21 protein-coding genes are annotated in these 20,806 nt (G+C 71.0%); 19 read left to right on the top strand and 2 right to left on the bottom strand.

Annotated elements, in window-relative coordinates; translation table 11 throughout:
- Nucleotides 1–101 precede the first annotated feature (101 nt).
- From VK611_10120 to VK611_10035, 18 genes are all read left to right on the top strand, one after another.
- Nucleotides 102–1,190 carry an LLM class flavin-dependent oxidoreductase gene (locus tag VK611_10120; GenBank protein HMG41676.1) on the top strand — a complete coding sequence of 363 codons (1,089 nt, stop codon included), beginning with the start codon at nt 102–104 and terminating at the stop codon, nt 1,188–1,190.
- Entirely contained in the window at nt 1,187–2,638 is a 1,452-nt protein-coding gene (locus VK611_10115) for an aldehyde dehydrogenase family protein (GenBank protein ID HMG41675.1), read from the top strand. Before VK611_10120 ends, VK611_10115 begins: the two co-directional genes overlap by 4 nt.
- 23 nt (nt 2,639–2,661) lie before the next feature.
- The gene (locus tag VK611_10110; protein ID HMG41674.1) at nt 2,662–3,618 is read left to right on the top strand and encodes a dihydrodipicolinate synthase family protein; all 957 of its coding nucleotides are present in this window, start codon (nt 2,662–2,664) and stop codon (nt 3,616–3,618) included.
- 42 nt (nt 3,619–3,660) lie between these two features.
- Nucleotides 3,661–3,981 carry an antibiotic biosynthesis monooxygenase gene (locus tag VK611_10105; GenBank protein HMG41673.1) on the top strand — a complete coding sequence of 107 codons (321 nt, stop codon included), beginning with the start codon at nt 3,661–3,663 and terminating at the stop codon, nt 3,979–3,981.
- A 5-nt stretch (nt 3,982–3,986) separates the two neighbouring features.
- Nucleotides 3,987–4,952 (top strand): cupin domain-containing protein, encoded by a 966-nt coding sequence (locus tag VK611_10100; protein HMG41672.1) that lies wholly within the window; start codon nt 3,987–3,989, stop codon nt 4,950–4,952.
- Nucleotides 4,949–5,713: a class II aldolase/adducin family protein gene (locus VK611_10095; protein ID HMG41671.1), complete on the top strand. Its 765-nt coding sequence runs from the start codon at nt 4,949–4,951 to the stop codon at nt 5,711–5,713. Before VK611_10100 ends, VK611_10095 begins: the two co-directional genes overlap by 4 nt.
- A 79-nt stretch (nt 5,714–5,792) precedes the next feature.
- Complete coding sequence (locus VK611_10090; GenBank protein ID HMG41670.1) at nt 5,793–6,482, top strand: iron-containing redox enzyme family protein; 690 nt, start codon at nt 5,793–5,795, stop codon at nt 6,480–6,482.
- A gap of 7 nt (nt 6,483–6,489) precedes the next feature.
- Complete coding sequence (locus tag VK611_10085; GenBank protein ID HMG41669.1) at nt 6,490–7,194, top strand: dienelactone hydrolase family protein; 705 nt, start codon at nt 6,490–6,492, stop codon at nt 7,192–7,194.
- Nucleotides 7,191–8,159, top strand: coding sequence for a sucrase ferredoxin (locus tag VK611_10080; GenBank protein ID HMG41668.1), 969 nt, complete (start codon nt 7,191–7,193; stop codon nt 8,157–8,159). Before VK611_10085 ends, VK611_10080 begins: the two co-directional genes overlap by 4 nt.
- 100 nt (nt 8,160–8,259) lie before the next feature.
- The gene (locus VK611_10075) at nt 8,260–9,210 is read left to right on the top strand and encodes an ABC transporter permease (GenBank protein HMG41667.1); all 951 of its coding nucleotides are present in this window, start codon (nt 8,260–8,262) and stop codon (nt 9,208–9,210) included.
- Complete coding sequence (locus VK611_10070; protein HMG41666.1) at nt 9,207–10,115, top strand: ABC transporter permease; 909 nt, start codon at nt 9,207–9,209, stop codon at nt 10,113–10,115. The genes VK611_10075 and VK611_10070 overlap by 4 nt, the downstream gene beginning before the upstream one ends.
- Nucleotides 10,112–11,131: an ABC transporter ATP-binding protein gene (locus VK611_10065; GenBank protein ID HMG41665.1), complete on the top strand. Its 1,020-nt coding sequence runs from the start codon at nt 10,112–10,114 to the stop codon at nt 11,129–11,131. Before VK611_10070 ends, VK611_10065 begins: the two co-directional genes overlap by 4 nt.
- Nucleotides 11,128–12,168 (top strand): ABC transporter ATP-binding protein, encoded by a 1,041-nt coding sequence (locus VK611_10060; protein ID HMG41664.1) that lies wholly within the window; start codon nt 11,128–11,130, stop codon nt 12,166–12,168. Before VK611_10065 ends, VK611_10060 begins: the two co-directional genes overlap by 4 nt.
- A 206-nt stretch (nt 12,169–12,374) precedes the next feature.
- Entirely contained in the window at nt 12,375–13,922 is a 1,548-nt protein-coding gene (locus tag VK611_10055) for an ABC transporter substrate-binding protein (protein ID HMG41663.1), read from the top strand.
- Between the two features lie 64 nt (nt 13,923–13,986).
- Nucleotides 13,987–15,054, top strand: coding sequence for a hypothetical protein (locus VK611_10050; protein HMG41662.1), 1,068 nt, complete (start codon nt 13,987–13,989; stop codon nt 15,052–15,054).
- A gap of 34 nt (nt 15,055–15,088) precedes the next feature.
- The gene (locus VK611_10045; GenBank protein HMG41661.1) at nt 15,089–16,102 is read left to right on the top strand and encodes a TIGR03619 family F420-dependent LLM class oxidoreductase; all 1,014 of its coding nucleotides are present in this window, start codon (nt 15,089–15,091) and stop codon (nt 16,100–16,102) included.
- Nucleotides 16,099–16,977 carry an ABC transporter substrate-binding protein gene (locus tag VK611_10040; protein HMG41660.1) on the top strand — a complete coding sequence of 293 codons (879 nt, stop codon included), beginning with the start codon at nt 16,099–16,101 and terminating at the stop codon, nt 16,975–16,977. The genes VK611_10045 and VK611_10040 overlap by 4 nt, the downstream gene beginning before the upstream one ends.
- A 21-nt stretch (nt 16,978–16,998) precedes the next feature.
- Nucleotides 16,999–17,820 carry an enoyl-CoA hydratase/isomerase family protein gene (locus tag VK611_10035; GenBank protein HMG41659.1) on the top strand — a complete coding sequence of 274 codons (822 nt, stop codon included), beginning with the start codon at nt 16,999–17,001 and terminating at the stop codon, nt 17,818–17,820.
- A 136-nt stretch (nt 17,821–17,956) separates the two neighbouring features.
- Here the strand turns inward: VK611_10035 and VK611_10030 are convergent, their stop codons facing one another.
- The gene (locus VK611_10030) at nt 17,957–18,880 is read right to left on the bottom strand and encodes a DUF389 domain-containing protein (GenBank protein ID HMG41658.1); all 924 of its coding nucleotides are present in this window, start codon (nt 18,878–18,880) and stop codon (nt 17,957–17,959) included.
- A 52-nt stretch (nt 18,881–18,932) separates the two neighbouring features.
- A complete protein-coding gene (locus VK611_10025; GenBank protein HMG41657.1) occupies nt 18,933–19,580 on the bottom strand; it encodes a TetR/AcrR family transcriptional regulator in 648 nt (215 codons plus the stop codon).
- 77 nt (nt 19,581–19,657) lie between these two features.
- Between VK611_10025 and VK611_10020 the strand changes: the two genes are divergently transcribed.
- On the top strand, nt 19,658–20,803 hold the full coding sequence (locus VK611_10020) for an amidohydrolase family protein (GenBank protein ID HMG41656.1): 1,146 nt from the start codon (nt 19,658–19,660) through the stop codon (nt 20,801–20,803).
- Nucleotides 20,804–20,806: the final 3 nt, after the last annotated feature.

The following is a 20,806-nucleotide window of genomic DNA, read 5'->3' as shown; positions in this document are numbered from 1 at the left end:
GAACCGTCAAGGTCCTGCCCTTGACGGCCGGCTCCGGCCACTCATACAGTTGCCAACAGCGCAATTCGATTTCACTATGTGGAGGCGCGGGGATGAGCGAGATGCCAGAGACGAAGAGGCGGTTCGACGTCGGTCTCTTCGACTGGATCGACGCCAGCGGAGCTGCCGACCTGAGCGAGGAGTACCGCCGCCGCTTCGAGCTGGTGGAGCTCGTCGAGGAGGCGGGCTTCTACGCCTACCAGGTGGCCGAGCACCACGGCACGCCACTCAGCGTGGCGCCTTCCGCCAACACGTTCCTGTCGGCCCTGACCCAGCGTACGAGCACGATCCGCCTGTGCCCTCTCGTCTACCTGTTGCCCATGCACGACCCGCTCCGCCTGGTCGAGGAGATCTGCATGCTCGACCACCTCAGCGGTGGTCGCCTGGAGGTCGGTGTCGGCCGCGGAGCGTCGCCCTACGAGCTGGGCGTCTTCGGCGTCGCCGCCGAGGACTCGCGGGCCGTGTTCGACGAGGCCCTCGACGTGCTGATCCAGGGCCTCACCACCGGCAAGGTCGACTTCCACGGGAAGTTCTTCTCCTACGACGACGTGCTGGTCCCCGTCCGGCCCCTCCAGAACCCCTACCCGCCGCTGTGGTACCCCACGATCAGCCCGAGCTCGGTGCCGTGGCTGGCCAAGGAGGGCTTCCACACCGTCTACGGGTTCGGCTTCCTCTCGCCGACCGTCGAGGACACCGCGGCCCAGAAGGTGGCGTTCGACGCCGCCCAGGCCGAGAACGCCGGTGTCGCCGGTCGCCTCAACGGCCACGTCGCCCGGCCCAAGTTCGGCCTCATGCGCCAGATCTTCGTGGCCGACACCGACGAGCTGGCCATGGACCAGGGGCGCGAGGCCTTCGCCGCCTTCTACAAGAGCTTCGACCACCTCTGGGCCAAGCACAACAACCAGCGCTTCCCCCGCACACCCGACTTCGACGCCTACGTGGCCGAGGGCCTCGTGTTCTGTGGCAGCCCAGGTACCGTCCGTGACGTGCTCGTGGGCAGCGTCGAGGCGACCGGTGCCGACTACTTCGCCGGGTCGTTCGCCTTCGGCGACATGCCCATGGAGCGCATCCGGCGGTCGCTGAGCCTCTTCGACGCAGAGATCCGCCCGGCGCTCGATGCCGTTGCCGCCAGCCGAGCGGTCGCCGGGTGAAGACCTACGACATGCTGATCGGTGGGGAGCTCGTGCCGAGCGCCTCGGGCCGGACGGTCGAGAGCACCAACCCCGCCACCGGTGAGGCGATCGCCGTCGTCCCCGACGGTGGCGCCGACGACGCCCGGCTGGCCGTGGACGCGGCCGAGGCCGCGTACGAGGGATGGCGGGCGATCGGCCCGATCGCCCGGGCCGAGAAGGTGCGGCAGTTGGCCACCGCCCTGCGCGGCGCCACCGACGAGCTGGCCAGGCTCGAGTCGGCCGACACCGGCAGCCCCATCACCCCGATGGCCAAGGACGTCGCCGCGGCGGCGAGGCGCCTCGACTTCTTCGCCGGCCTCGCCACCGAGATCAAGGGCACCACCGTGCCCGCCTCGGTCGAGGGCTTCCACTACACGGTGCGCGAGCCGTTCGGCGTGGTCGTGCGCATCGTGCCCTTCAACCACCCGATCATGTTCGCCGGGTCGCGCATCGCCGCCCCGCTGGTGGCCGGCAACACGGTGGTGCTCAAGGTGCCGCCCCAGGCGCCCGTCACCGGGCTGCGGCTCGGTGAGCTGGCCCGGGACATCTTCCCGCCCGGCGTGCTCAACATCGTCACCGGCGAGGGGGCGACCATGGGTCGCGCCCTGGTGCGGGACCGCCGGGTCAAGCGCATCGGCCTCACCGGCAGCCCGGAGACCGGCAAGTCGATCGTGCGCGACAGCGCCGAACAGCTGGCCGAGGTCTCCCTCGAGCTGGGCGGCAAGAACCCGCTGATCGTGTTCCCCGACGCCGACGTCGAGCAGAGCGCGGCCGGCGCGGTGAAGGCCATGAACTTCGGCTGGCAGGGCCAGTCGTGCGGCTCGGCCAGCCGGGTCTTCGTGCACGAGACGGTGTTCGACGAGTTCTGCGAGCGGGTGCAGGAGCAGATCGGCCGCATCCGCCAGGGCGACCCGTCGCAGCCCGACACGACGATGGGCGCCATGATCTCGCAGGCCCAGTACGAGCGGGTGCTGCGCTACATCGAGGTGGGCCGCAGCGAGGGCGGTCGGGTGATCGCCGGCGGCGGGCACCCCGAGGGCGAGGTCTTCGCCAAGGGGTTCTTCGTCGAGCCGACGGTGTTCGTCGACGTGAAGCCCGACATGCGCATCGCCCAGGAGGAGATCTTCGGGCCGGTCATGTCGATCATGACCTGGACCGACGAGGACGACGTCGTCGCCAAGGCCAACGACGTCGACTACGGCCTCACCGCCAACCTCTACACCAACGACCTGGCCCGGGCCATGCGCCTGATCCCCCGGCTCGAAGCCGGCTTCGTCTGGGTCAACGGCTCTGGCGAGCACTTCCAGGGGCTCCCGTTCGGTGGCTACAAGCAGAGCGGCCTCGGCCGCGAGGAGTCGCTCGAAGAGCTGCTCAGTTACACCCAGACCAAGAGCGTGAGCATCCTCCCGCCGAACCGCTGGCTGTGAAGGCCGAGGGGAACGAACCACCGATGACCATCCTCCGACCGTCCGACCTCCGCGGCGTCATCGCCATGATGCCGTCGTTCACCACCGACGACGGCGCCGACTTCGACGCCACCGAGACCGTCGACGTGGGCCGCCTGCGCGCCGGCGTCGACCGCATCATCGGCGACGGCGTCGACGCCATCGCCACCACCGGCAGCTTCGGCGAGGTCTACAACCTGCTGCCGTCCGAGGTGGCCACGCTCACCTCGGCCACCGTCGAGGCCGTCGCCGGCCGGGTGCCGCTGTTCGTCGGCTGCACCGAGGCCAACCCCCGGGCCACCCTCGAGCGGCTGCGCATGATCCGCGACGCGGGAGCGCCGGGCGCCTTCGTCGGCGCGCCCTACTACATGCCCCAGACCGTCGAGAACGCGGTGCGCTTCTTCGAGGAGATCGCGGAGCGCTTCCCCGACCTGGCGTTCATGCTCTACCACAACCCCGGGTTGCACCACGTCACGCTGCCCGTGCCCGCCGTGGTGCGGCTGGCGCAGCGGCCCAACATCGTGGCCATCAAGGACAGCCACCGCGACACCGTGCCCTTCTCGAAGCTCGTCGACGGCGTCGGCGACCAGCTGCAGATCTACGTGTACCAGGCGCAGCTGTTCCCCTACGCCCTGCTCGGGGCCGACGGCTGCTGGTCGATCAACGTGTGGATGGGCCCGTGGCCGATCCTGCAGCTGCGCGACGCCTGCGCGGCAGGCGACTGGCCGGCGGCGCGGGCCATCGCCGCCGAGGTCTTCGGCAGCGACGCCCCGGGCACCGACCCCCGCTACCGCGAGCTGCAGCTCAAGATCGCCGTCCAGGCCGCCGGCTACTGCGACCCCGGCCCGCTGCGCCCGCCCTTCTGGGAGCTGCCCGACGACGTCGTCGCCTCGGCCCGCACGCGCGGCGAGCGCTGGCGCGACCTCGCCGAGGACTTCCGCGACAAGCCCCGCTTCGGCTGATGCGCCGTCGCCCCTTCGAGAACCGCTGATCAGGAGAGCCCCATGTTCGTGTCCATCACCAACTTCACCGTCGACGCCGAGGTCGGCCTCAACGACGAGCAGATCGACAAGGTGATCGGGGTGACCAGCAAGCACCCGGGATGGCTGGGCGCCTACGTGTTCCGGTCGCCCGAGGACCCCACGAAGATGACCCGGTTCACCTACTGGGAGTCGTTGGAGGCCCGCGACGCCCTCTACGACTCGCCCGCCGCGCAGGCCGTCGGCCTCACCGAGCGCCCCCAGGGACGTGAGGTGCTCGAGCTCGTCCGCGCCGATCGCCCGGTCGACCCCGCCGCGGCGACGCCGGCCCCGCCCGCGTCCTGAACCGCATGCCCGACCGAACGTCCGACGGAGGGCTCGGGGGCTTCTACGAGGAGCTGCTCGGGTCCGAGATGGCCCCCCTGTGGGAGGTGCTCGACCGGAACCGGGCCCCCCGACCGGTGACGGTGCCGCACCGGTGGGCGTGGTCGGAGGTCGAGCCGCTGCTGCGCCGCGCCGGTGAGCTGGTCACGGCCGAGGAGGCCGAGCGCCGGGTCCTGATGCTGGTCAACCCGGCGACCAAGGGCGACAAGCGGGCGGTCGGCAACCTCTACGCCGGCATCCAGCTCATCCTCCCCGGGGAGACGGCGCGGGCCCACCGGCACACAGCGGCGGCCCTGCGCTTCGTCCTCCGGGGCGAAGGGGCCCTGACCGTGGTCGACGGCGTGGCCGTGCACCTCTCGCCCTTCGACCTGGTGCTCACCCCGAGCTGGGCCTGGCACGACCACGTCAACGGCACCGCGCACCCGATGGTGTGGCTCGACGCCCTCGACTCGCCGCTCACCCGGGCCCTCGACGCCTGGTTCTTCGACCCGCACCCGACCGGCCTGCAGGAGCCCGGTGACGACCCGGCCCGCGAGGCGGCGCTCACCTACCCGTGGGCGCCCGTGCACTCGGCGGCAGTCGCGGCCGCGGCGGCCTCCGACGAGGGCGCGGCGGCGATCGCCTACACGCATCCGGCGACGGGCGCCGACGTCCTGCCCACCACGAGGTGCCAGGTGGTGACGGTCGCCGCCGGCGGCCGGTGGGGGCCGCAGCGACGGGTCGGTGGCGCGGTCTTCTGCGTCGCCGAAGGCCGGGGCACGGCAGCCGTCGGCCCGGCCACCTTCCCGTTGGCGTTCGGCGACGTGTTCTGCGTTCCCAGCTGGTGCCCGCTGGAGATCAGCAACGACGGCGGCGACCCGCTGTCGCTGTTCACCTACGACGACGAGCCCGTGCTGCGGGCCTTCGGCCTCGAACGCAGCGAGCCGGCATGAGCGTCAGCGGCGGCGGCGACGGAAGCGACCGGGTCGTCGCCGAGCTGCGGGACAAGGTGGCCACGGCCTGCCGCATCCTCGGCCACACCGGCGTGGCCCGCGAGATCACCGGCCACGTCAGCGTGCGCGTCCCCGGCCGACCCCGCGAGATCCTGGTGCGCTGCCGCACCGAGTCGGAGGCCGGCCTCGAAGCCACCGACGTCGACGCCATCCGCACGGTCGACCTGTTCACCGGCACCGTCGACGACCCCGACGCCGCCGACGTCCCCCTCGAGCTGCCCATCCACACCGGTGTGCTGCGTGCCCGCGAGGACGTGGTCGCGGTCGTGCACGTCCATCCGCGGTTCTGCGTGCTGTGCGGCATCGCCGGCGTACCGCTGCGGCCCGTCTACGGGGCCTACGACCACCACGCCAGCCTGCTCGTCGAGGACGGGGTGCCCGTGTTCGAGAGCTCGGTGCTGGTCCGCGACGAGCCGACGGCCGCCGCCCTGGTGGCGGCCCTGGGCGCGGCGCCGGTCTGCCTCATGCGGGGCCACGGCATCACCGTGGTGGGGGCCAGCGTCGAGCAGGCCACTCTGCGCGCCCTGCGCCTGGAGCACCTGGCCGAGATGACCTGGGACCTGCACCGTGCCGGCTACGAGGGCCGGCTCCCCGCCGAGGAGATGGAGGCGTTCGTCTCCGCCCGCTCACAGCCGGTGCTGCCCAAGGGCGAGCGGTGGGCCTGGAACTACTACGCCCGCCAGGTAGGCGGGTCACCATGAATTGCATTATGAGAAATCTAATTGCGCTAGACGCAACGCCCGTTGTAACCTGCGGAAGCTGCGACGAGAAGGGGACGGCATGAAGAGCGAAGAGTTCAACCGGCGGATCAACGAGCTGGCCATGGAGACGAGCCAGCAGCTGCGCTGGTGGTCAGAGGTCGAAGAGAACATCACCAAGCCGATGGCGATCGAGTTCGTCAAGCAGTTCGGGCTCTTCCCGCGCCACAGCCGCCAGTGCTGGGCCAACGTCGTGGGCAACTGCCCCATCCTCGAGGTGCGCCGGTTCGTCGTGACCGAGAACCTCTGGGAGGAAGAGGCCAACGAGGAGACCTCGCACTACCAGCTGCTCGTCGACATGGGCGTCGCCCTGGGCATGACCGAGGACGAGATCACCAACGCCGAGCCGATCCCGTCGACCCAGACGGCGTTCCTGGCCTGGGAGACGCTCACCCGCACCCAGCCGTGGATCGAGGGTCTCGCCGCCAAGGGCTCGCTGGAGGCGCTGAACCAGGCCGAGACCGGCAACCTCTCGGGCCTTTCGGCCAAGCGCTGGATGGCCAACCTGGGCCTCTCGTCCGACGACGTCGCCTTCTGGGGCGTGCACTCCGAGCTCGACCAGGACCACGCCCACGACACGCTCGAGATCATCGGCAAGTACGCCACCGAGCAGGACCTCGACCGGGCCTACGTCTCGTCGCGCAAGTCGCACGGCGTCTGGCTGGTGCTGATGAACGGCATCGCCGACCACGTGCTCTCGCTGGCGGACTGACCCGTTGATGCCTGCTGAGCGGATCCTGCTCGACTCCGGCACGCCCGCGACGGTCGTGTCCGGCGGCGCCGCCGAGGGTGTCGGCGGGGGAGGTGCTCCCCGCCGAGGCGTGGTCGTCCTCCCCGACGTGTTCGGCCTGTCCCCGGTCTTCGTGGGCATCGCCGAGCGCCTCGCCGCCGACCTGTCGGCCACGGTGGGCGTCCTCGAGCCCTTCCCGGGCCTCGAGGACATGGCCTTCCCCGACAAGGTCACGATCGGCATACGTGAGCTGGGCGAGGAGCGCATCCTGTCCGACGCCCTGCTGCTGGCCGACCTGCTCGACGTCGAGCCCGTCGCCCTGCTGGGCGTGTGCATCGGCGGCATGTTCGCCCTGCGCAGCTCGGCCGGCGGGCGCTTCGACCGCGTCGTGTCGCTCTACGGCATGGTCCACGTGCCCGACCGCTGGAAGGGCGGCGGCAAGGGCGACCCCCTGGAATCCGTCCTGGCCGCGGCGTCGACCCCGATCCTGGCGATCGCCGGCACCGAGGACGAGTTCGTCCCGGTGGCCCACCTCGACGAGCTCGAGCGGGTCGGCGTCGACGTCCACCGGGTGGAGGGCGCGTCGCACGGCTTCGCCCACGATCCCTCCCGGCCGAACCACGACGCCGACGCCGCCAAACGGGTGTGGGAGACGATCGACGGCTTCCTCGCCGTCGACGCGCCGACGCCATGACCTCCAACGGCGCCGTCGACGTGGGCCAGCCGACCCGGCGGGCCGAGTCCCGCTGCTCCCCGACGGCGCAGCGGGTCGGCTCGACCCCGGCGGGGACGGCGGGATCGTTCCAGGGCCTGTTCGTCATCGAGCGCCCGCTGCCCTGGCCCGGCGACGCCACCGAGATCGACGAGCTGCGCAACCTGCGCCCCGCGCTGAAGCTGGCCGCGGCCGAGCGGCGGCCCCACCGGGTGCAGCTCGTCCTCGCCCCGCCGTCCGCCCGGACCGAGGTCCGCGTCACCTACCACCGGCGCACCACCGACCTGTTCGGCGGCTACGTGCGGGCCGGCTTCGACGTGCGCCCCGACGAGGTCGGCGACCTCTGCCTCGACCTGCTCCACGGGCGCGTCGCCGACGTGACCGGCCCCGACCGCATCGAGGTGCTGCTGTGCACCCACGGCCGGCGCGACGTCTGTTGCGGCGCCTCGGGAACGGCCCTCCACACCGAGCTGACCAGGTCGGGTCTGCCGCCGGGCGTGTCGCTGCGGCGCACCTCGCACACGGGCGGGCACCGGTTCGCGCCGACGGCGCTGATCCTGCCGACGGGCACCGCGTGGGCGTGGCTCGACCGCCGGGTCTTCACCGGCATCGTCACGCAGACGCTCGCGCCCGAGGAGGCGGCCGCCCACTACCGCGGCTGCATGGGCCTCGACGGTCCCGTGGTGCAGGTGGTCGACGCCGCCCTGTTCCGTGAGCGGGGCTGGGCGTGGCTCTCGACGCCCCGCGAGGGCGAGGTGCTCTCCCGGGACGACGACCACGCGGTGGTCAGGCTCCACCACCGGTCGCTGGACGACGGCGTGCTCCGTTCGGTCCGCGCCGTGGTGCGGGTGGCCCGGCGGACGCCGGTGCCCCGGTGCGGCGTCCCGCTCGACGGCTCGGAGGCGGAGCAGGACGACTGGGAGCTCGTGGAGATGGCGGAGGCGTGAGCCACACTCCGTGAGTTGCAACTAATGAAATCTAGTGGATGAATGTGAAACTTGATGGTACGTTACCGACGTCACACCGAGATCTGAGGGGAGGTCAGCAGTGGGGGGATCCTACGTCCTGCGGCGCTTGTACCACCTGGTCCCGACCCTGCTCGGCGTCATCACCCTGACCTTCCTCGTGGTCCGCCTCCTGCCCGGCGACCCCGCGCTGTACATCCTCGGCGAGAACTCCACGCAGGCGTCGGTGGACGCGCTCCGTGACCAGCTCAACCTGGGCGAGCCGTTGCCGTCGGCCTGGCTCAGCTACATGGGCTCGCTGCTCACGGGCGACCTGGGCGAGTCGATCGCCTACCGGGTGCCGGTCAGCGAGATCCTCTCCAGCGTCCTGCCGGTCACCGTGGCCATCGCCACCTCGGCGCTCATCCTGGGCACGATCCTGGGAGTCACGATCGGCGCCGTGGCCGCCCACCTGGCCTCCCGGGGTCGGGCCGGCCTCGACCACGCCCTCACCTCCACGTCGATCGTCCTGGAGGGCACCCCGCCGTTCGTGGTCGCCCTCATCGCCATGCTGTTCTTCGTGCTGCGCCTCGAGTGGTTCCCCGCGGTCGGCGTCATCGACTGGGGCGACGTCGGCGGGGTCGTCGAGCGGCTGGCCATGCCCGTGGGCGTGCTGGCCATCGGCGAGGTGGCGACCATCGGTCGCATCACCCGCACCTCCACGCTCGACTCCCTGGGCAACGACTACGTGCGCACCGCCCGCGCCCTCGGCGAGTCGTCGGTCTCGGCCCTGACCCATCACGGGCTGCGCAACTCGCTGCTGCCGGTCATCACCATGGTCGGCTTGAGCTTCGGCCGCCTGCTCGGCGGCACGATCGTGATCGAGGTCATCTTCTCGCTGCCCGGCATGGGCAGCACCCTGATCGACGGCATCGTCGGGCGCGACTACCCGGTGATCCAGGCGCTGGTGCTGGTCTACGCCCTGCTCTACGTCTTCGTGAACCTGCTCACCGACGTGCTCTACCGGCTGGCCGACCCCCGGGTGGAGTTGTGACGGCGACCGCGACGCCGCTCGACGTCGGGCAGGCCGACACCGCCACGGTCGAGGTGCCGCCCCGGTTCGACATGGCTCGCCGGCTGCTGCGCACCCGCCGCCTGCAGTTCGGCCTGGCCATGCTCGCCCCCATCGCCCTGCTGGCGCTGTTCGAGCCCCTCCTCCCGTTCGGCGACAGCAACGCCAGCAACCTGCAGGCCCGGTTCCTGTCGCCGTCGCTCGACCACCTGTTCGGCACCGACGCCCTGGGCCGCGACGTGCTGGCCCGCACCGTGGCCGGTGGGCGCATCTCGCTGGTGGTGGGCGTGGCCGCCGCCTTCGCCTCGGTGTCGATCGGCATCGTCCTGGGCACGGTCGCCGCCTACTTCGGCAAGTGGGTCGACAGCACCATCTCCGGCCTGGTCAACGTGCTGCTGGCCTTCCCCGGCCTGCTCATCGGTCTCACCGCGGTGGCAATGTTCGGCGCCGGTGTGGGTCAGGTGATCCTGGCCGTCTCGATCGCCTTCACCCCGCGGGCCATACGCCTCCAGCGGTCGCTGGTGCTGGGCATCAAGAGCAATCCCTACATGGACGCGGCCCGCATGGTCGCCGCCCCCACGCGGTGGATCCTCGTGCGGCACATCGTGCCCAACACCCTGTCGCCGATGCTGGTCGTGGCCAGCATCTACACGGCCAACGCCATCCTCATCGAGGCGACCATGAGCTTCATGGGCCTGGGCATCGTCCCTCCCACACCGTCGTGGGGGAACATCATCAAGGACGGCGAGCCCTACCTGCGAGAGTCCTGGTGGATCTCGCTGATGCCGGCACTGCTGCTCATCCTGGTCGCCATCGCCCTCCACCTGATCGCCGACGGCGCCCGCCAGGTCCTCGATCCGACCGAGCACGATCGAGGTGCCAAGTGAACAGCACGGATGCCCCGGTGGGCGTGGTCCGCGACCTGCACGTGTCGTTCGGCAGGGGCGAGCGGGCCGTGCGCGCCGTCAACGGCGTCGACCTCGAGCTGCGGCCCGGGGAGCGGCTGGCCATCGTGGGCGAGAGCGGGTCGGGCAAGAGCGTGCTGTCGCTCTCCCTGCTCAACCTGCTGCCCAAGTCGGCCACCGTCGGCGACACCTCGGTGGTCGAGGTGGCCGGCAACGACATGCTCCACATGTCCGAGTCCAGCCTGAACGGCGTGCGGGGCAGCCAGGTCAGCCTGGTCTTCCAGGACCCGATGACGTCGCTCGACCCCGTGCTGCGGGTGGGTCGCCAGCTGGAGGCACCGCTGCGCCGCCACCTGGGCATCTCCCGGGCCGAGGCCCGCCAGCGGGCGCTGAAGCTGCTGTCCGAGGTGCGCATCCCCGCCGCCGAGCGCGTGCTCGACTCGTTCCCCCACGAGCTGAGCGGCGGCATGCGCCAGCGGGTGCTCATCGCCATGGCGCTCAGCGGCGACCCCGAGCTGCTCGTGGCCGACGAGCCCACCACCGCCCTCGACGTCACCGTGCAGGCCCAGATCATCCGGCTCCTCACCGAGCTGTCCGAGGAGCGCCACACGGCGATGATCCTGGTCACCCACGACCTGGGGATCGTGGCCCGCTTCGCCCACCGCGTGGCCGTCATGTACGCCGGGCGCTTCGTCGAGGAAGGCCCGGTCGACCAGATCTTCCAGCGCCCCGTGCACCCCTACACGCAGGGGCTGCTGGCCTCGATCCCGCGGCCCGACCTGCGCTCGTCGGGTGCGCTGCTCCCGCAGATCGTGGGCACGCCGCCCGATCCGACGGCGCTGCCTCCCGGCTGCTCGTTCGAGCCCCGCTGCCCGGTGGCGCTCGAACGCTGCCGCACCGAGGCCCCGCCGCTGGTCGTTCTCGACTCGGGCCAGCAGGCCGAGTGCTGGCGGGCCGGCGACGCGGCCACCACCGAGACGGCGGTGGCCGTGTCGTGAGCGGCGGCAACGGCACCACGCCGACGCCGCCGTCGACGCCGGCCCCGCTGCTGATGGCCGAGGGCCTGACCAGGACCTTCCCCGTGCGGGTCCGACGGTCGGCCGGCGGGGGCGGTGGCAAGGCCGAGCTCAAGGCGGTCGACGGCGTCGGCTTCTCCATCGAGCGGGGCGAGACGCTCGCCCTGGTCGGCGAGAGCGGTTGCGGCAAGACGACGACCGGGCGGATCATCGCCATGCTCGACGACCCCACGACGGGGTCGGTGCAGCTCGACGGGCGCGACCTGCGCGCCGCTCGCCGGGACGAGTTACGGCGCCAGCGCCGTCGGGTGCAGGTCATCTTCCAGGACCCGCTGGCCTCGCTCGATCCCCGCATGCGGGTGCGCCACTCGATCGCCGAGCCCCTCGTGGTCTCCGGCGTGAAGCGCGACGAGCGGGAGCGGCGGGTCAACGAGCTGCTCCGGCGCGTCGGGCTCGACGAGCGCCACGGCTACCTCTACCCCCTGGCCCTGAGCGGCGGGCAGCGGCAGCGGGTGGGCATCGCCCGGGCCCTGGCGCTCAACCCCGACCTGCTCGTGGCCGACGAGCCGACCTCCGCGCTCGACCTGTCGGTGCGGGCCCAGGTGGTCAACCTGCTCAAGCAACTCCAGCAGGAGCTGTCGCTGGGCCTGCTGTTCATCTCCCACGACATGGCCACGGTCCGCTACATCGCGGACCGGGTGGCGGTCATGCACCTGGGTCGGATCGTCGAAGAGGGCCCCGTCGACCAGGTCTTCGAGAACCCTCTCCACCCCTACACGCGGGCGCTGCTCTCCGCGGTGCCGCAGCCCGATCCCGTGGCCGAACGGAGCCGCGCGTGGAAGGTGCCCGAAGGCGACCTCCCGAGCCCGCTCGACCCGCCGACGGGGTGCACGTTCCGGACCCGGTGCCCGCACGCGACCGCTCTCTGTGAGACCCGGCCCGCGACCGTCGAGCGGGCCACCGGCCACCTGGTCGCCTGTCACTTCGCTGATCAGTGGGTGGGAAGCAAGACGGCGTAGCCGGCGGAGCTACATCCCCGAGCGGTCGAGCCTGCGCGCCCAGAGCGCGTGGTTCGGCGCGCCCGGGCGTCTCCAACGCAATTGCACTTCCTGCAAAGTCCTTGCCAAGAAGGCAAACCATTGTTAATTTACGGCAAATCATGCGGACGGAGGTCCAGCCAAAAATGCGGACAACACCACACATCCGGAGGCTCGCCTCCCTGGGTATGTGTGCTTCGGTCCTCATCTCCATAGCGGCGTGCGGTGGGGACGACGAAGAAGCAGACGACTCGGGGGCGACGGAGTCGGAAGGAACGCCGACGGCCGATCAGATCGTCCGCGTCGCGCTGCACACCTTCCCCCCGGCCGGGCTCGATCCGATCGTCGTCGACGGCAGCGACGCCGAGAACATCGCGGCCAACCTCTACAACGGCCTCGTGAGCTACGACTCGGAGGCCGAGGAGTTCGTCCCCGAGCTGGCCGAATCGTGGGAGGTCTCCGACGACTCCACGGTGTGGACCTTCACGCTGCAGTCGGGTGTGCAGTTCCACGGTGGCTACGGCGAGCTGACGGCCGACGACGTCGTCTTCTCCTACGAGCGGGCCACCGGCGACGAGTCGATCTGGTCGTCCGCCTTCGAGAACGTGGCCTCGTTCGAGGCCCCCGACCCGCAGACGGTCGTGATCACGCTGGCCAACCCCGACGGCAACTTCCTGTTCAACGTCATGAACTTCCACCAGGGCCAGGTCGTCTCGAAGAAGGCCGTCGAAGAGCTCGGCGCCGACTTCTCCAACAACCCCGTCGGCACCGGCCCCTACGCCCTCGCCACGAACGACCCGTCGCGCAGCCGCATCGTGCTCGAGCGCTTCGACGACCACTTCCGGGGCACGCCGACGCTGAGCGAGATCGACTTCACCGAGATCGACCAGGAGTCGGCCTCGATCGCCCTCGAGAACGGTGAGCTGGAGATCATCCTCGACTACCACGGCGACCCCCGCCTGCAGGAGCTCGAGGACGCCGGCTTCGTCGTCCACCACCCGCCCAGCGAGGCGACCCTGGTGACGGTGCTCAACCCGAAGGCCAACCCGGCCCTGGCCGAGGTCAAGGTCCGCCAGGCCATGCTCCACGCCGTCGACCACGTCTCGATCTCCGAGACGTTCGCTCCCATCAGCGAGAAGGCACCGGTCAACATCGTGCCGACGTTCCTCCCCGAGTACACCGAGGACGTCCCCGCCTACGAGTACGACCCCGACAAGGCCAGGGACCTGCTCGACGAGGCCGGCTACCCGGACGGCTTCACCGTGCGGCGCCTCGTGCGCGGCGTCGACGGCATCGAGGACCGCGACCTGCTCGAGCAGGAGATGCTCGCCGAGGTCGGCATCACCGTCGAGTTCGACCCGGTCGACCCGGCCCAGTTCTCCGAGCGTCGGCTCACCGGCGACTTCGAGATGGCCACCAGGAACATCACCGAGTCGACCATCGACCGCACCCTGCGCAGCATCCTCGACCCCGGCCAGGCCCCGCCCAACGGGAACAACGGCGCCTACTACGACAACCCCGAGGTCACCGAGATGATGGACGAGGGCCGCGGCCTCACCGACGAGGACGAGCGCCAGGAGCTCTACCAGGAGCTGCAGGAGATCGTCATGACCGACCTGCCCTACCTGCCCGAGACGATCCTCGTCGAGTCGTGGCCGTCCTCGCCGAACCTCGAAGGCATGGTCTTCGACATCAACGGCAAGGCCGACCTCTTCAAGGCGCAGATCACCGAGTAGCCCTCGGTACCGACCCTCACGACCCGTCGATCTGTAGAGATCTGTAGAGAGGAACCCAAACCCGGTGGAACCCTTCGACATCAAGAACGTCGCCAGTGCCGAGCCCGTCCCGTGGGACGAGCGCACGGCCTACGAGAAGTGGGCCGACGACCAGGGCGTCCCGATCGTCACGGGGTTCCACATCCCCGACCTCACGGCCGTCGAGCTGGCGCCATGGGAGTCGATGGGTGCGCTGGGAGCGATCCTGCAGATCGACGGGACCGAGGAGACCAACGGCGCCTACATCCTCAAGGTGCCGGCCGGCGAGTCGTGCACGTGGCAGAAGAGGATGTTCGAAGAGCTCCTCTACGTCGTCCAGGGTGAAGGCCTCACCGAGGTCAAGACCCCCACGGGCTCGATCACGACCTGCCGGTGGAAGAGCGGCTCGGTGTTCGCCGTGCCCCTCAACCACGAGTACCGCCACCTCGCCGTCGAGGACGCGCTCTTCTACTGCGTGAACTCCGCGCCGATGGTGATGAACCTGTTCCACAGCGACAGGTTCGTCTTCCAGAACCCGTTCACCGAGTTCGACCGCTTCGACGGCGCCGAGGACTTCTTCTCGCCCGACGGCACGTTCTGGGCCCGCAAGGACGGGGCCACCATCTGGGAGACCAACCTCATCGAGGACGTGCGCAACCTGGAGCTCCCGCTGCTTGAGCAGCGGGGGGCCGGGGGCACCAACCTGTGCTTCGAGCTGGCCGACGGCACCGTGGTGGCCCACACCTCCGAGTTCCCGCCGGGCTCGTACAAGAAGGCCCACCGGCACGGCCCCGGCGCCCACGTGGTGATGCTCAGCGGCGAGGGCTACACGCTGCTGTGGCAGGACGCGCTCGAGGACATGCTCGACATCACCTGGGGCGAGAACGCCATCATCGTCCCGCCCAGCAACTGGTACCACCAGCACTTCAACATCGGGGAGACCCGGGCCCGGTACCTGGCCATGCGCTGGGGCAGCTGGAAGCACCGGCTCAACCACCACAACGAGGGCGTCATCACCGACCGGCGCTCGGGCGGCGGGCAGATCGAGTACGACGACGAGGACCCGCGCATCCGCGAGATCTTCGAAGAGCGTCGCGTGGCCCTCGGCCGCTGATCGCTGATCGCTGATCGCTGATCGTCGACTGTCGATGCGCATCGGAGCGAGCCTCCCCACCAGCGGGCCCCTGGCGTCCTCGGCGTTCATCCGCGAGTTCGCCCGCACCTGCGAGGACTGGGGCTACGACACCGTCTGGATGTCCGACCACGTCACGTGGACGGCCGAGGACGCCGCCCACCACCTCCCCGTCGGGTCGCTCGACCTGTGGCGGGAGGGGATGGAGCCCCAGCACTACGACCCCATGGCCACCCTGTCGTACCTGGCCGGCATGACCAGCCGCGTGCGGCTGGGCACCGGCATCCTCGTGCTGCCGGTGCGCAACCCCGTCGTGCTGGCCAAGGAGGCGGCGAGCCTCGACGAGCTCAGCGGCGGGCGCCTCATGCTGGGCGTCGGTGTCGGCGGGACCGGGTTCGCCGACGCCGAGTTCGGCGCGGTGGGCGCTCGGTCGCTGCGCCGGCACCGCGGGCGGGTGATGGACGAGTGGATCGAGGTCATGCGCGGCGTGTGGTCGCAGCCCTCGTTCCGACACGACGGCGAGTTCATCCAGGTGGGCGACACCACCATCTACCCGAAGCCGCGGCAGCCCGGCGGGCCCCCGATCCTCGTCGGCGGCGACTCGCCGACCGCGCTGGAGCGGGTCGCCCGCCACGCCGACGGGTCGCTGGTCACCCGCCTGGCCCCGGCCCGGGTGGCCCAGCGGCGCGAGCAGCTGGCCGACCTGGCCAAGCCCCACGGGCGGTCGGGCATCGACTTCCACCTGGCTGTGGTGCGCTGGCTGTCGATCGCCGACCACCAGGGCGTCGCTGAAGCTGCCGCGGAGCCCACCCTGGCCGGGATGCGGCGGGGCGGCCGGGCCGTCACCGACGACGTGCTGCACTTCGTGGGCACCCCCGACCGGCTGCGGGAGATGGTCGCCGAGTTCCACTCGGCCGGGGTCGACGAGGTGATCCTCCAGGTCATCGGCGCCTCCGAGGCCGCGGTGATCGAGTCGCTCCAGCGGTTCCGTGAAGAGGTGCTCGACGAGGTCGACGGGGGCCCCGCGTGATCCGCCTCATCTACCGGTCGATCAGCATCCACGAGTTGCTGCTCCACGAGGTGTGCGAGCAGGCCGGGCTGTACGTGGCCGCGGGGCTCGAGGTCGAGCACGCGGACGGCACCGGCCCCAAGTGGAAGGTGGCGTCGGCCGACCCGGCCGCGGCGACCGTGGCCGTCGGCGGCGTCGTCGCCGAGTGGCTGCGGGGCGACGAGGGCTGGCGGGTCGACTTCGTCGCCACCGTGCGGCCGCTCATGTGGCTGGTCGGCAGCTCGGCAGTGCCCGTGACGTCGGTGGCCGACCTGCTCGGCCGGCGGGTCGCCATCCCCGGCCTGCGCGACATGCCCACCATGTTCCTGCGCCTCCTGCTGCAGCGGCACGGCCACGACATCGCCACCGACATCGAGCCCGTCGAGGTGGCGCACCGGCCCGACCGGCTGCGGTTGCTGCAGGAGGGGGAGGTCGACGTGTCGCTGCTGGGTCCGGAGGGGCTCTCACCGACGGCGTCGGGTGCGCTGCCGCCGGCCCTCTACGTGGGCGACCACGTCGAGTTCCCCACGGTGGGGCTGGCGTCGCGGCCGGGGCTCGATCGGGGCGAGGCGGCGACGCTGGCCGCGGTCTTCGCCTCGGCGGTGGCCCTCATGCGTGACGACGTGGCGCTCGGGGTGGCCGCCATGCAGGCCGTCGAGCCCCAGGTCTCCCCAGCCGTCGCCGAGCTGGTGCTCCGCGGCGTCGTGAGCGAGCAGTGGCAGCCCGCGACGTGGCCAGCATCCGGCAGCCTCGGCGACGTCCCCGCAGTGGCAGCGTTCCTCGGCGTCGCCATGCCCCCGCCCGACGCCGCCCGCCGGTTCCTCCACAACTGGGCCGCAGACGATGCTCTCGACTGACCGGCTGCCGGCGATGGCCGCATGACCCAGCTCGCCGACTACGCCGACCGCTTCGGCGACATCCGGATGGAGCGCACCCCCGACGGTGTCCTCCTGGTGACGTTCCACACCGACGGCGGATCGTTGAGGTTGAGCGAGCGCAGCCACCGCGAGCTGGGCGACGCCTTCGCCGCCATCGCCGCCGACCGCGACAACCGGGTGGTCGTCCTCACCGGGACGGGGCCCGACTTCCTCACCGAGTTCGACTTCGCCAAGCGCACCGAGACCGCCGCCGACTGGGACAAGGTGTCGTTCGAGGGCCGGCGCCTGATCTTCAACCTGATGGACATCGAGGTGCCGGTCATCGCCGCGGTCAACGGCCCTGCCACCCTCCACGCCGAGATCGCGCTGCTGTCCGACGTCGTGGTGGCCTCGGAGACCGCCACCTTCCAGGACAAGGCCCACGTCCTCCGGGGCACCGTCCCCGGCGACGGCGTCCACGTCCTGTGGCCGCTGCTGCTCGGCCCCAACCGTGGCCGCTACTTCCTGCTCACCGGACAGACCCTCACAGCGCACGATGCCCTGGAGCTGGGTGTCGTCGGCGAGGTGCTGCCGCCGGGCGAGGTGCTGCCCCGGGCGATGGCGCTGGCTGCGCAGCTCGCCGCCTCCACGCCCATGACCCTGCGCCACACCCGGATGTGCCTGACCATGGCGCTCAAGCGCCAGCTCCACGACATGCTCGGCTACGGGCTCGCCCTGGAGGGCCTCGCCATCGTCGACCGGCAGCAGGCCGCCCGCAAGGAGACAGTGCAGTCCTCCAAGAGTTGGAGATCGCGTTCGATCCCCTCACCGCCCGGGGAGTAGCCGGCACCGCCGCTGCCGTGCCGCAGGCGATGTCGCAAGACCAGCATCGGGAAGGCCCGCTCCTGTCGCTGCTCGGCGGCGACCGGTCGCCTACCGGCTGGGCCGGAGGGTGTGGCGGTCGCGCAGCCGGTTGGGCTCATTGCGACAGTCGCTCCCACGCCTCCCGCTGGGTCCACAGAGTCACCACCCCGGCCAGGACCAACGCCACCAGGTTCAACCCGAGCTGCACCGCCGCGCCCCAGGCGTCGTCCCAGCGGCCCAACGCGCCCGACACCCCCATCGCCGCCACCGCGGGGATGGTCGTCACCGAGATCAGCACGCCGATGAGCGCGCCCGCCTTCGCTTGGGTCAGCGACAACGTCCCCGCCACACCCGCCAGCAACGCCACCACGAACGACAGCGCCGACGGATCGACGATGAACCCGGTCAACGGCTGGACGCTCGGTGAGAACTCGGCCGGCACCAGCCCGAGCGCATCCGCCACCGCGGTCGCCAGAAAGCTCACCGCGGTCGCCACCACCAAGCCGACGACCAACGTCACCGACGAGGCGCGCACCTGAGGCACCCGCCGGTTGAAGAGCCCCACCGACAGCCCGGCCACCGGGCCGAACTCCGGTCCCACGACCATCGCCCCGACGATCAGGATCGGAGCGTCCTCCACCAGCCCCACCGCCGCGATCAGAGCGGCGATCACCATGAAGGCCAGGAAGCTCGCGGTGAGCGCCGACTCGCCCCGCACCCGCTCGTCGACCTCCTCCCACACCGCCGCGTCGCCGGCGTGCCCCGGGGCACGAGCCTCCGCCTCCACGCCCGCCGCGCTCACCAGGACATCGACACGCGACAGCGCCACCGTGCCGTCCTCATCGAGCCCCAACTCACGCAACGCCAGGACCAGGCCATTCGCACCCTCACGAGCGACATCACACATCACGACGTCACCGACAGGATCCAACGCCGCGCCACGGAACACGCTCACGTTGAACGTCGCCGGACTCACCCGCAACGCCTCCAGCACCGCGTTCGTGCGATGCGACGGCGACACCACCCGAAGCTGCAACATCGCAGCAGGATCCCACGGTGAACAACGACCACAGCGGACGATCCGGTACGGATCAGGTATCTCTTCGGGTGGCGAGGCTGGCGAGTCCGCCGGTGACCAGGTCGACGTAGAGGTCTTCGAGGAACTGGCGGCGTTCGGGGGTGGGGCGGGCGCGCCACTGGGCGCGGATGGATTCGATGCCGGTGAGCAGCATCGAGGTGGCCGCGGTGGCGTCGGCCTTGTCGAGCTGGTACTCGGCCATGGCGAGGCGGGCGAAGAACCGCACCGTGCGTTGGTCGCGGGAGCGTTGCTCCTTGCGGAAGCCGGCGTCGCGTGCACCCGCGCGCACCAGGGGATCGAAGATCGGGCCGTGGGTGCTCACCGCCTCGAGCGACGCTCGGATCACGGCTCGGATCTTGGCCTCGAAGCTCTGGGCCTGATCGACGGCGGCGACGATGGCCGTGTCGAGCTGGGTAGCGCTCTGGCGGTACACCTCGGCGAGGAGCTCGTGGCGGTTGGCGAAGTGCTTGTAGACGAGCGGCCGGCTGACGTCGGCCCGGGCGGCCACGGTCTCCATCGTGACCGCGTCGATGCCGTCCTCGGCCAGGAGGAGCGCGGCGGCGGCGACCAGCGCGGCTCGCCGGTCCTCACCGCGTAGACGCCGGTGGCCGGGGAGGGGGATCACATCGGAGCTCGATGTAGCGGTTGCTGTCCTGACCATGAGGTGACACTATGTCACCAACATAAGTGACAGAATGTCACCAGGTACAGGTTGAGCGCGCTTTGGAGGGGGGCCACATGGCGTACGCGGGCGACCGACGCATCCTCGATGCCGACAGCCATCTGATGGAGCTGCCCGGATTCCTGGACGAGCACATCGAGCCGGCGCTGCTGTCGCGGCTGCGGGGGCGGGAGATGGCGTCGTTCGCGCCGGTGGTGACGGAGGCCATGGACCGGGCCGCCGCCCGCCGATCGGACGAGGGCGAGGCGGCCCGGGCCGAGGAGCGCCTGCTGCTCGACAAGGGGTGGTCGGCCATGGGCGCGTTCGACCCCGGGGAGCGCAGCCGGGTCCTCGACCTGCTGGGCTTCCACGCCCAGCTGGTGTTCCCCACGTTCGCGGCGGCCATGTTCGTGGGTCGCGACCTCGACCGGCTCTACGGCGGGAGCCGGGCCATGAACCGGGCGGTCGCCGACTTCTGCTCGGCCGACGCGCGACTGCTGCCCGTTGCCTTCGTGCCGCTCGCCGATCCCGCTCGTGCCGTCGACCTGGCCGACGAGGCCGTGCGGCTCGGCTGCGCCACGATCCAGGTGCCATCGACGGCCGCCGGCGACCGGGCGCCGACGCACCCCGACCTCGACCCGTTCTGGGCGCGGCTCGAGGAGGCGGACGTCCCCTTCGTCCTGCACGTCGGGGGCGGTGGGCGGCTGCTCGACCCCGCCTTCCACGACAACGGGTCGCCGGTGACCGACCACCTCGGTGGGGGCGAGAACATCCGCTCGAAGGACTACCTGGCGATCCACCACTCACCGGAGGTGTTCCTGGGCGCGCTGATCCTCGACGGCATCTTCGACCGCTTCCCCGGTCTCCGGGGGGCCAGCATCGAGCAGGGCGCCGGTTGGGTGGTGTCCTGGATGCGCCACCTCGATCACGCGCAACGCGCCTTCCGCCGCACCGAGGAGCCCCTGCGACGGCTGGAGCTGCGGCCCTCCGAGTACGTGCACCGGCATCTCAAGTTCACGCCGTTCTGCGGCGAGCCGGTGGGTTGGATGATCGAGCAGGCCGGGGCCGACCTGTTCATGTTCTCGACCGACTACCCGCACCCCGAGGGTGGCCGCGACCCGTTGGCCAAGTTCGAGGCGGCGCTGACGACGGTCGGGGAGTCCGACAAGGATCGCTTCTACGCCGGGAACATGGCCGAGCTGCTCGGGAAGGTACCGGGGTGAGCG

The sequence above is a fragment of the Acidimicrobiales bacterium genome (genome assembly GCA_035316325.1).
Lineage (GTDB): Bacteria > Actinomycetota > Acidimicrobiia > Acidimicrobiales > VFJN01 > DASXTK01.
The sequence above is the reverse complement of the archived record's forward strand: the minus strand, read 5'-3'. Positions and strand labels throughout refer to the sequence as shown.

What these genes read in the sequence shown, in the direction of transcription:
- VK611_10020 (HMG41656.1), top strand. Translation starts at nt 19,658, where the DNA reads ATGGCGTACGCGGGCGACCGACGCATCCTCGATGCCGACAGCCATCTG.
- VK611_10045 (HMG41661.1), top strand. Translation starts at nt 15,089, where the DNA reads ATGCGCATCGGAGCGAGCCTCCCCACCAGCGGGCCCCTGGCGTCCTCG.
- VK611_10095 (HMG41671.1), top strand. Translation starts at nt 4,949, where the DNA reads ATGAGCGTCAGCGGCGGCGGCGACGGAAGCGACCGGGTCGTCGCCGAG.
- VK611_10105 (HMG41673.1), top strand. Translation starts at nt 3,661, where the DNA reads ATGTTCGTGTCCATCACCAACTTCACCGTCGACGCCGAGGTCGGCCTC.
- VK611_10025 (HMG41657.1), bottom strand. Translation starts at nt 19,580, where the DNA reads ATGGTCAGGACAGCAACCGCTACATCGAGCTCCGATGTGATCCCCCTC.
- VK611_10090 (HMG41670.1), top strand. Translation starts at nt 5,793, where the DNA reads ATGAAGAGCGAAGAGTTCAACCGGCGGATCAACGAGCTGGCCATGGAG.
- VK611_10085 (HMG41669.1), top strand. Translation starts at nt 6,490, where the DNA reads ATGCCTGCTGAGCGGATCCTGCTCGACTCCGGCACGCCCGCGACGGTC.
- VK611_10100 (HMG41672.1), top strand. Translation starts at nt 3,987, where the DNA reads ATGCCCGACCGAACGTCCGACGGAGGGCTCGGGGGCTTCTACGAGGAG.
- VK611_10080 (HMG41668.1), top strand. Translation starts at nt 7,191, where the DNA reads ATGACCTCCAACGGCGCCGTCGACGTGGGCCAGCCGACCCGGCGGGCC.
- VK611_10035 (HMG41659.1), top strand. Translation starts at nt 16,999, where the DNA reads ATGACCCAGCTCGCCGACTACGCCGACCGCTTCGGCGACATCCGGATG.
- VK611_10110 (HMG41674.1), top strand. Translation starts at nt 2,662, where the DNA reads ATGACCATCCTCCGACCGTCCGACCTCCGCGGCGTCATCGCCATGATG.
- VK611_10030 (HMG41658.1), bottom strand. Translation starts at nt 18,880, where the DNA reads ATGTTGCAGCTTCGGGTGGTGTCGCCGTCGCATCGCACGAACGCGGTG.
- VK611_10055 (HMG41663.1), top strand. Translation starts at nt 12,375, where the DNA reads ATGTGTGCTTCGGTCCTCATCTCCATAGCGGCGTGCGGTGGGGACGAC.
- VK611_10120 (HMG41676.1), top strand. Translation starts at nt 102, where the DNA reads ATGCCAGAGACGAAGAGGCGGTTCGACGTCGGTCTCTTCGACTGGATC.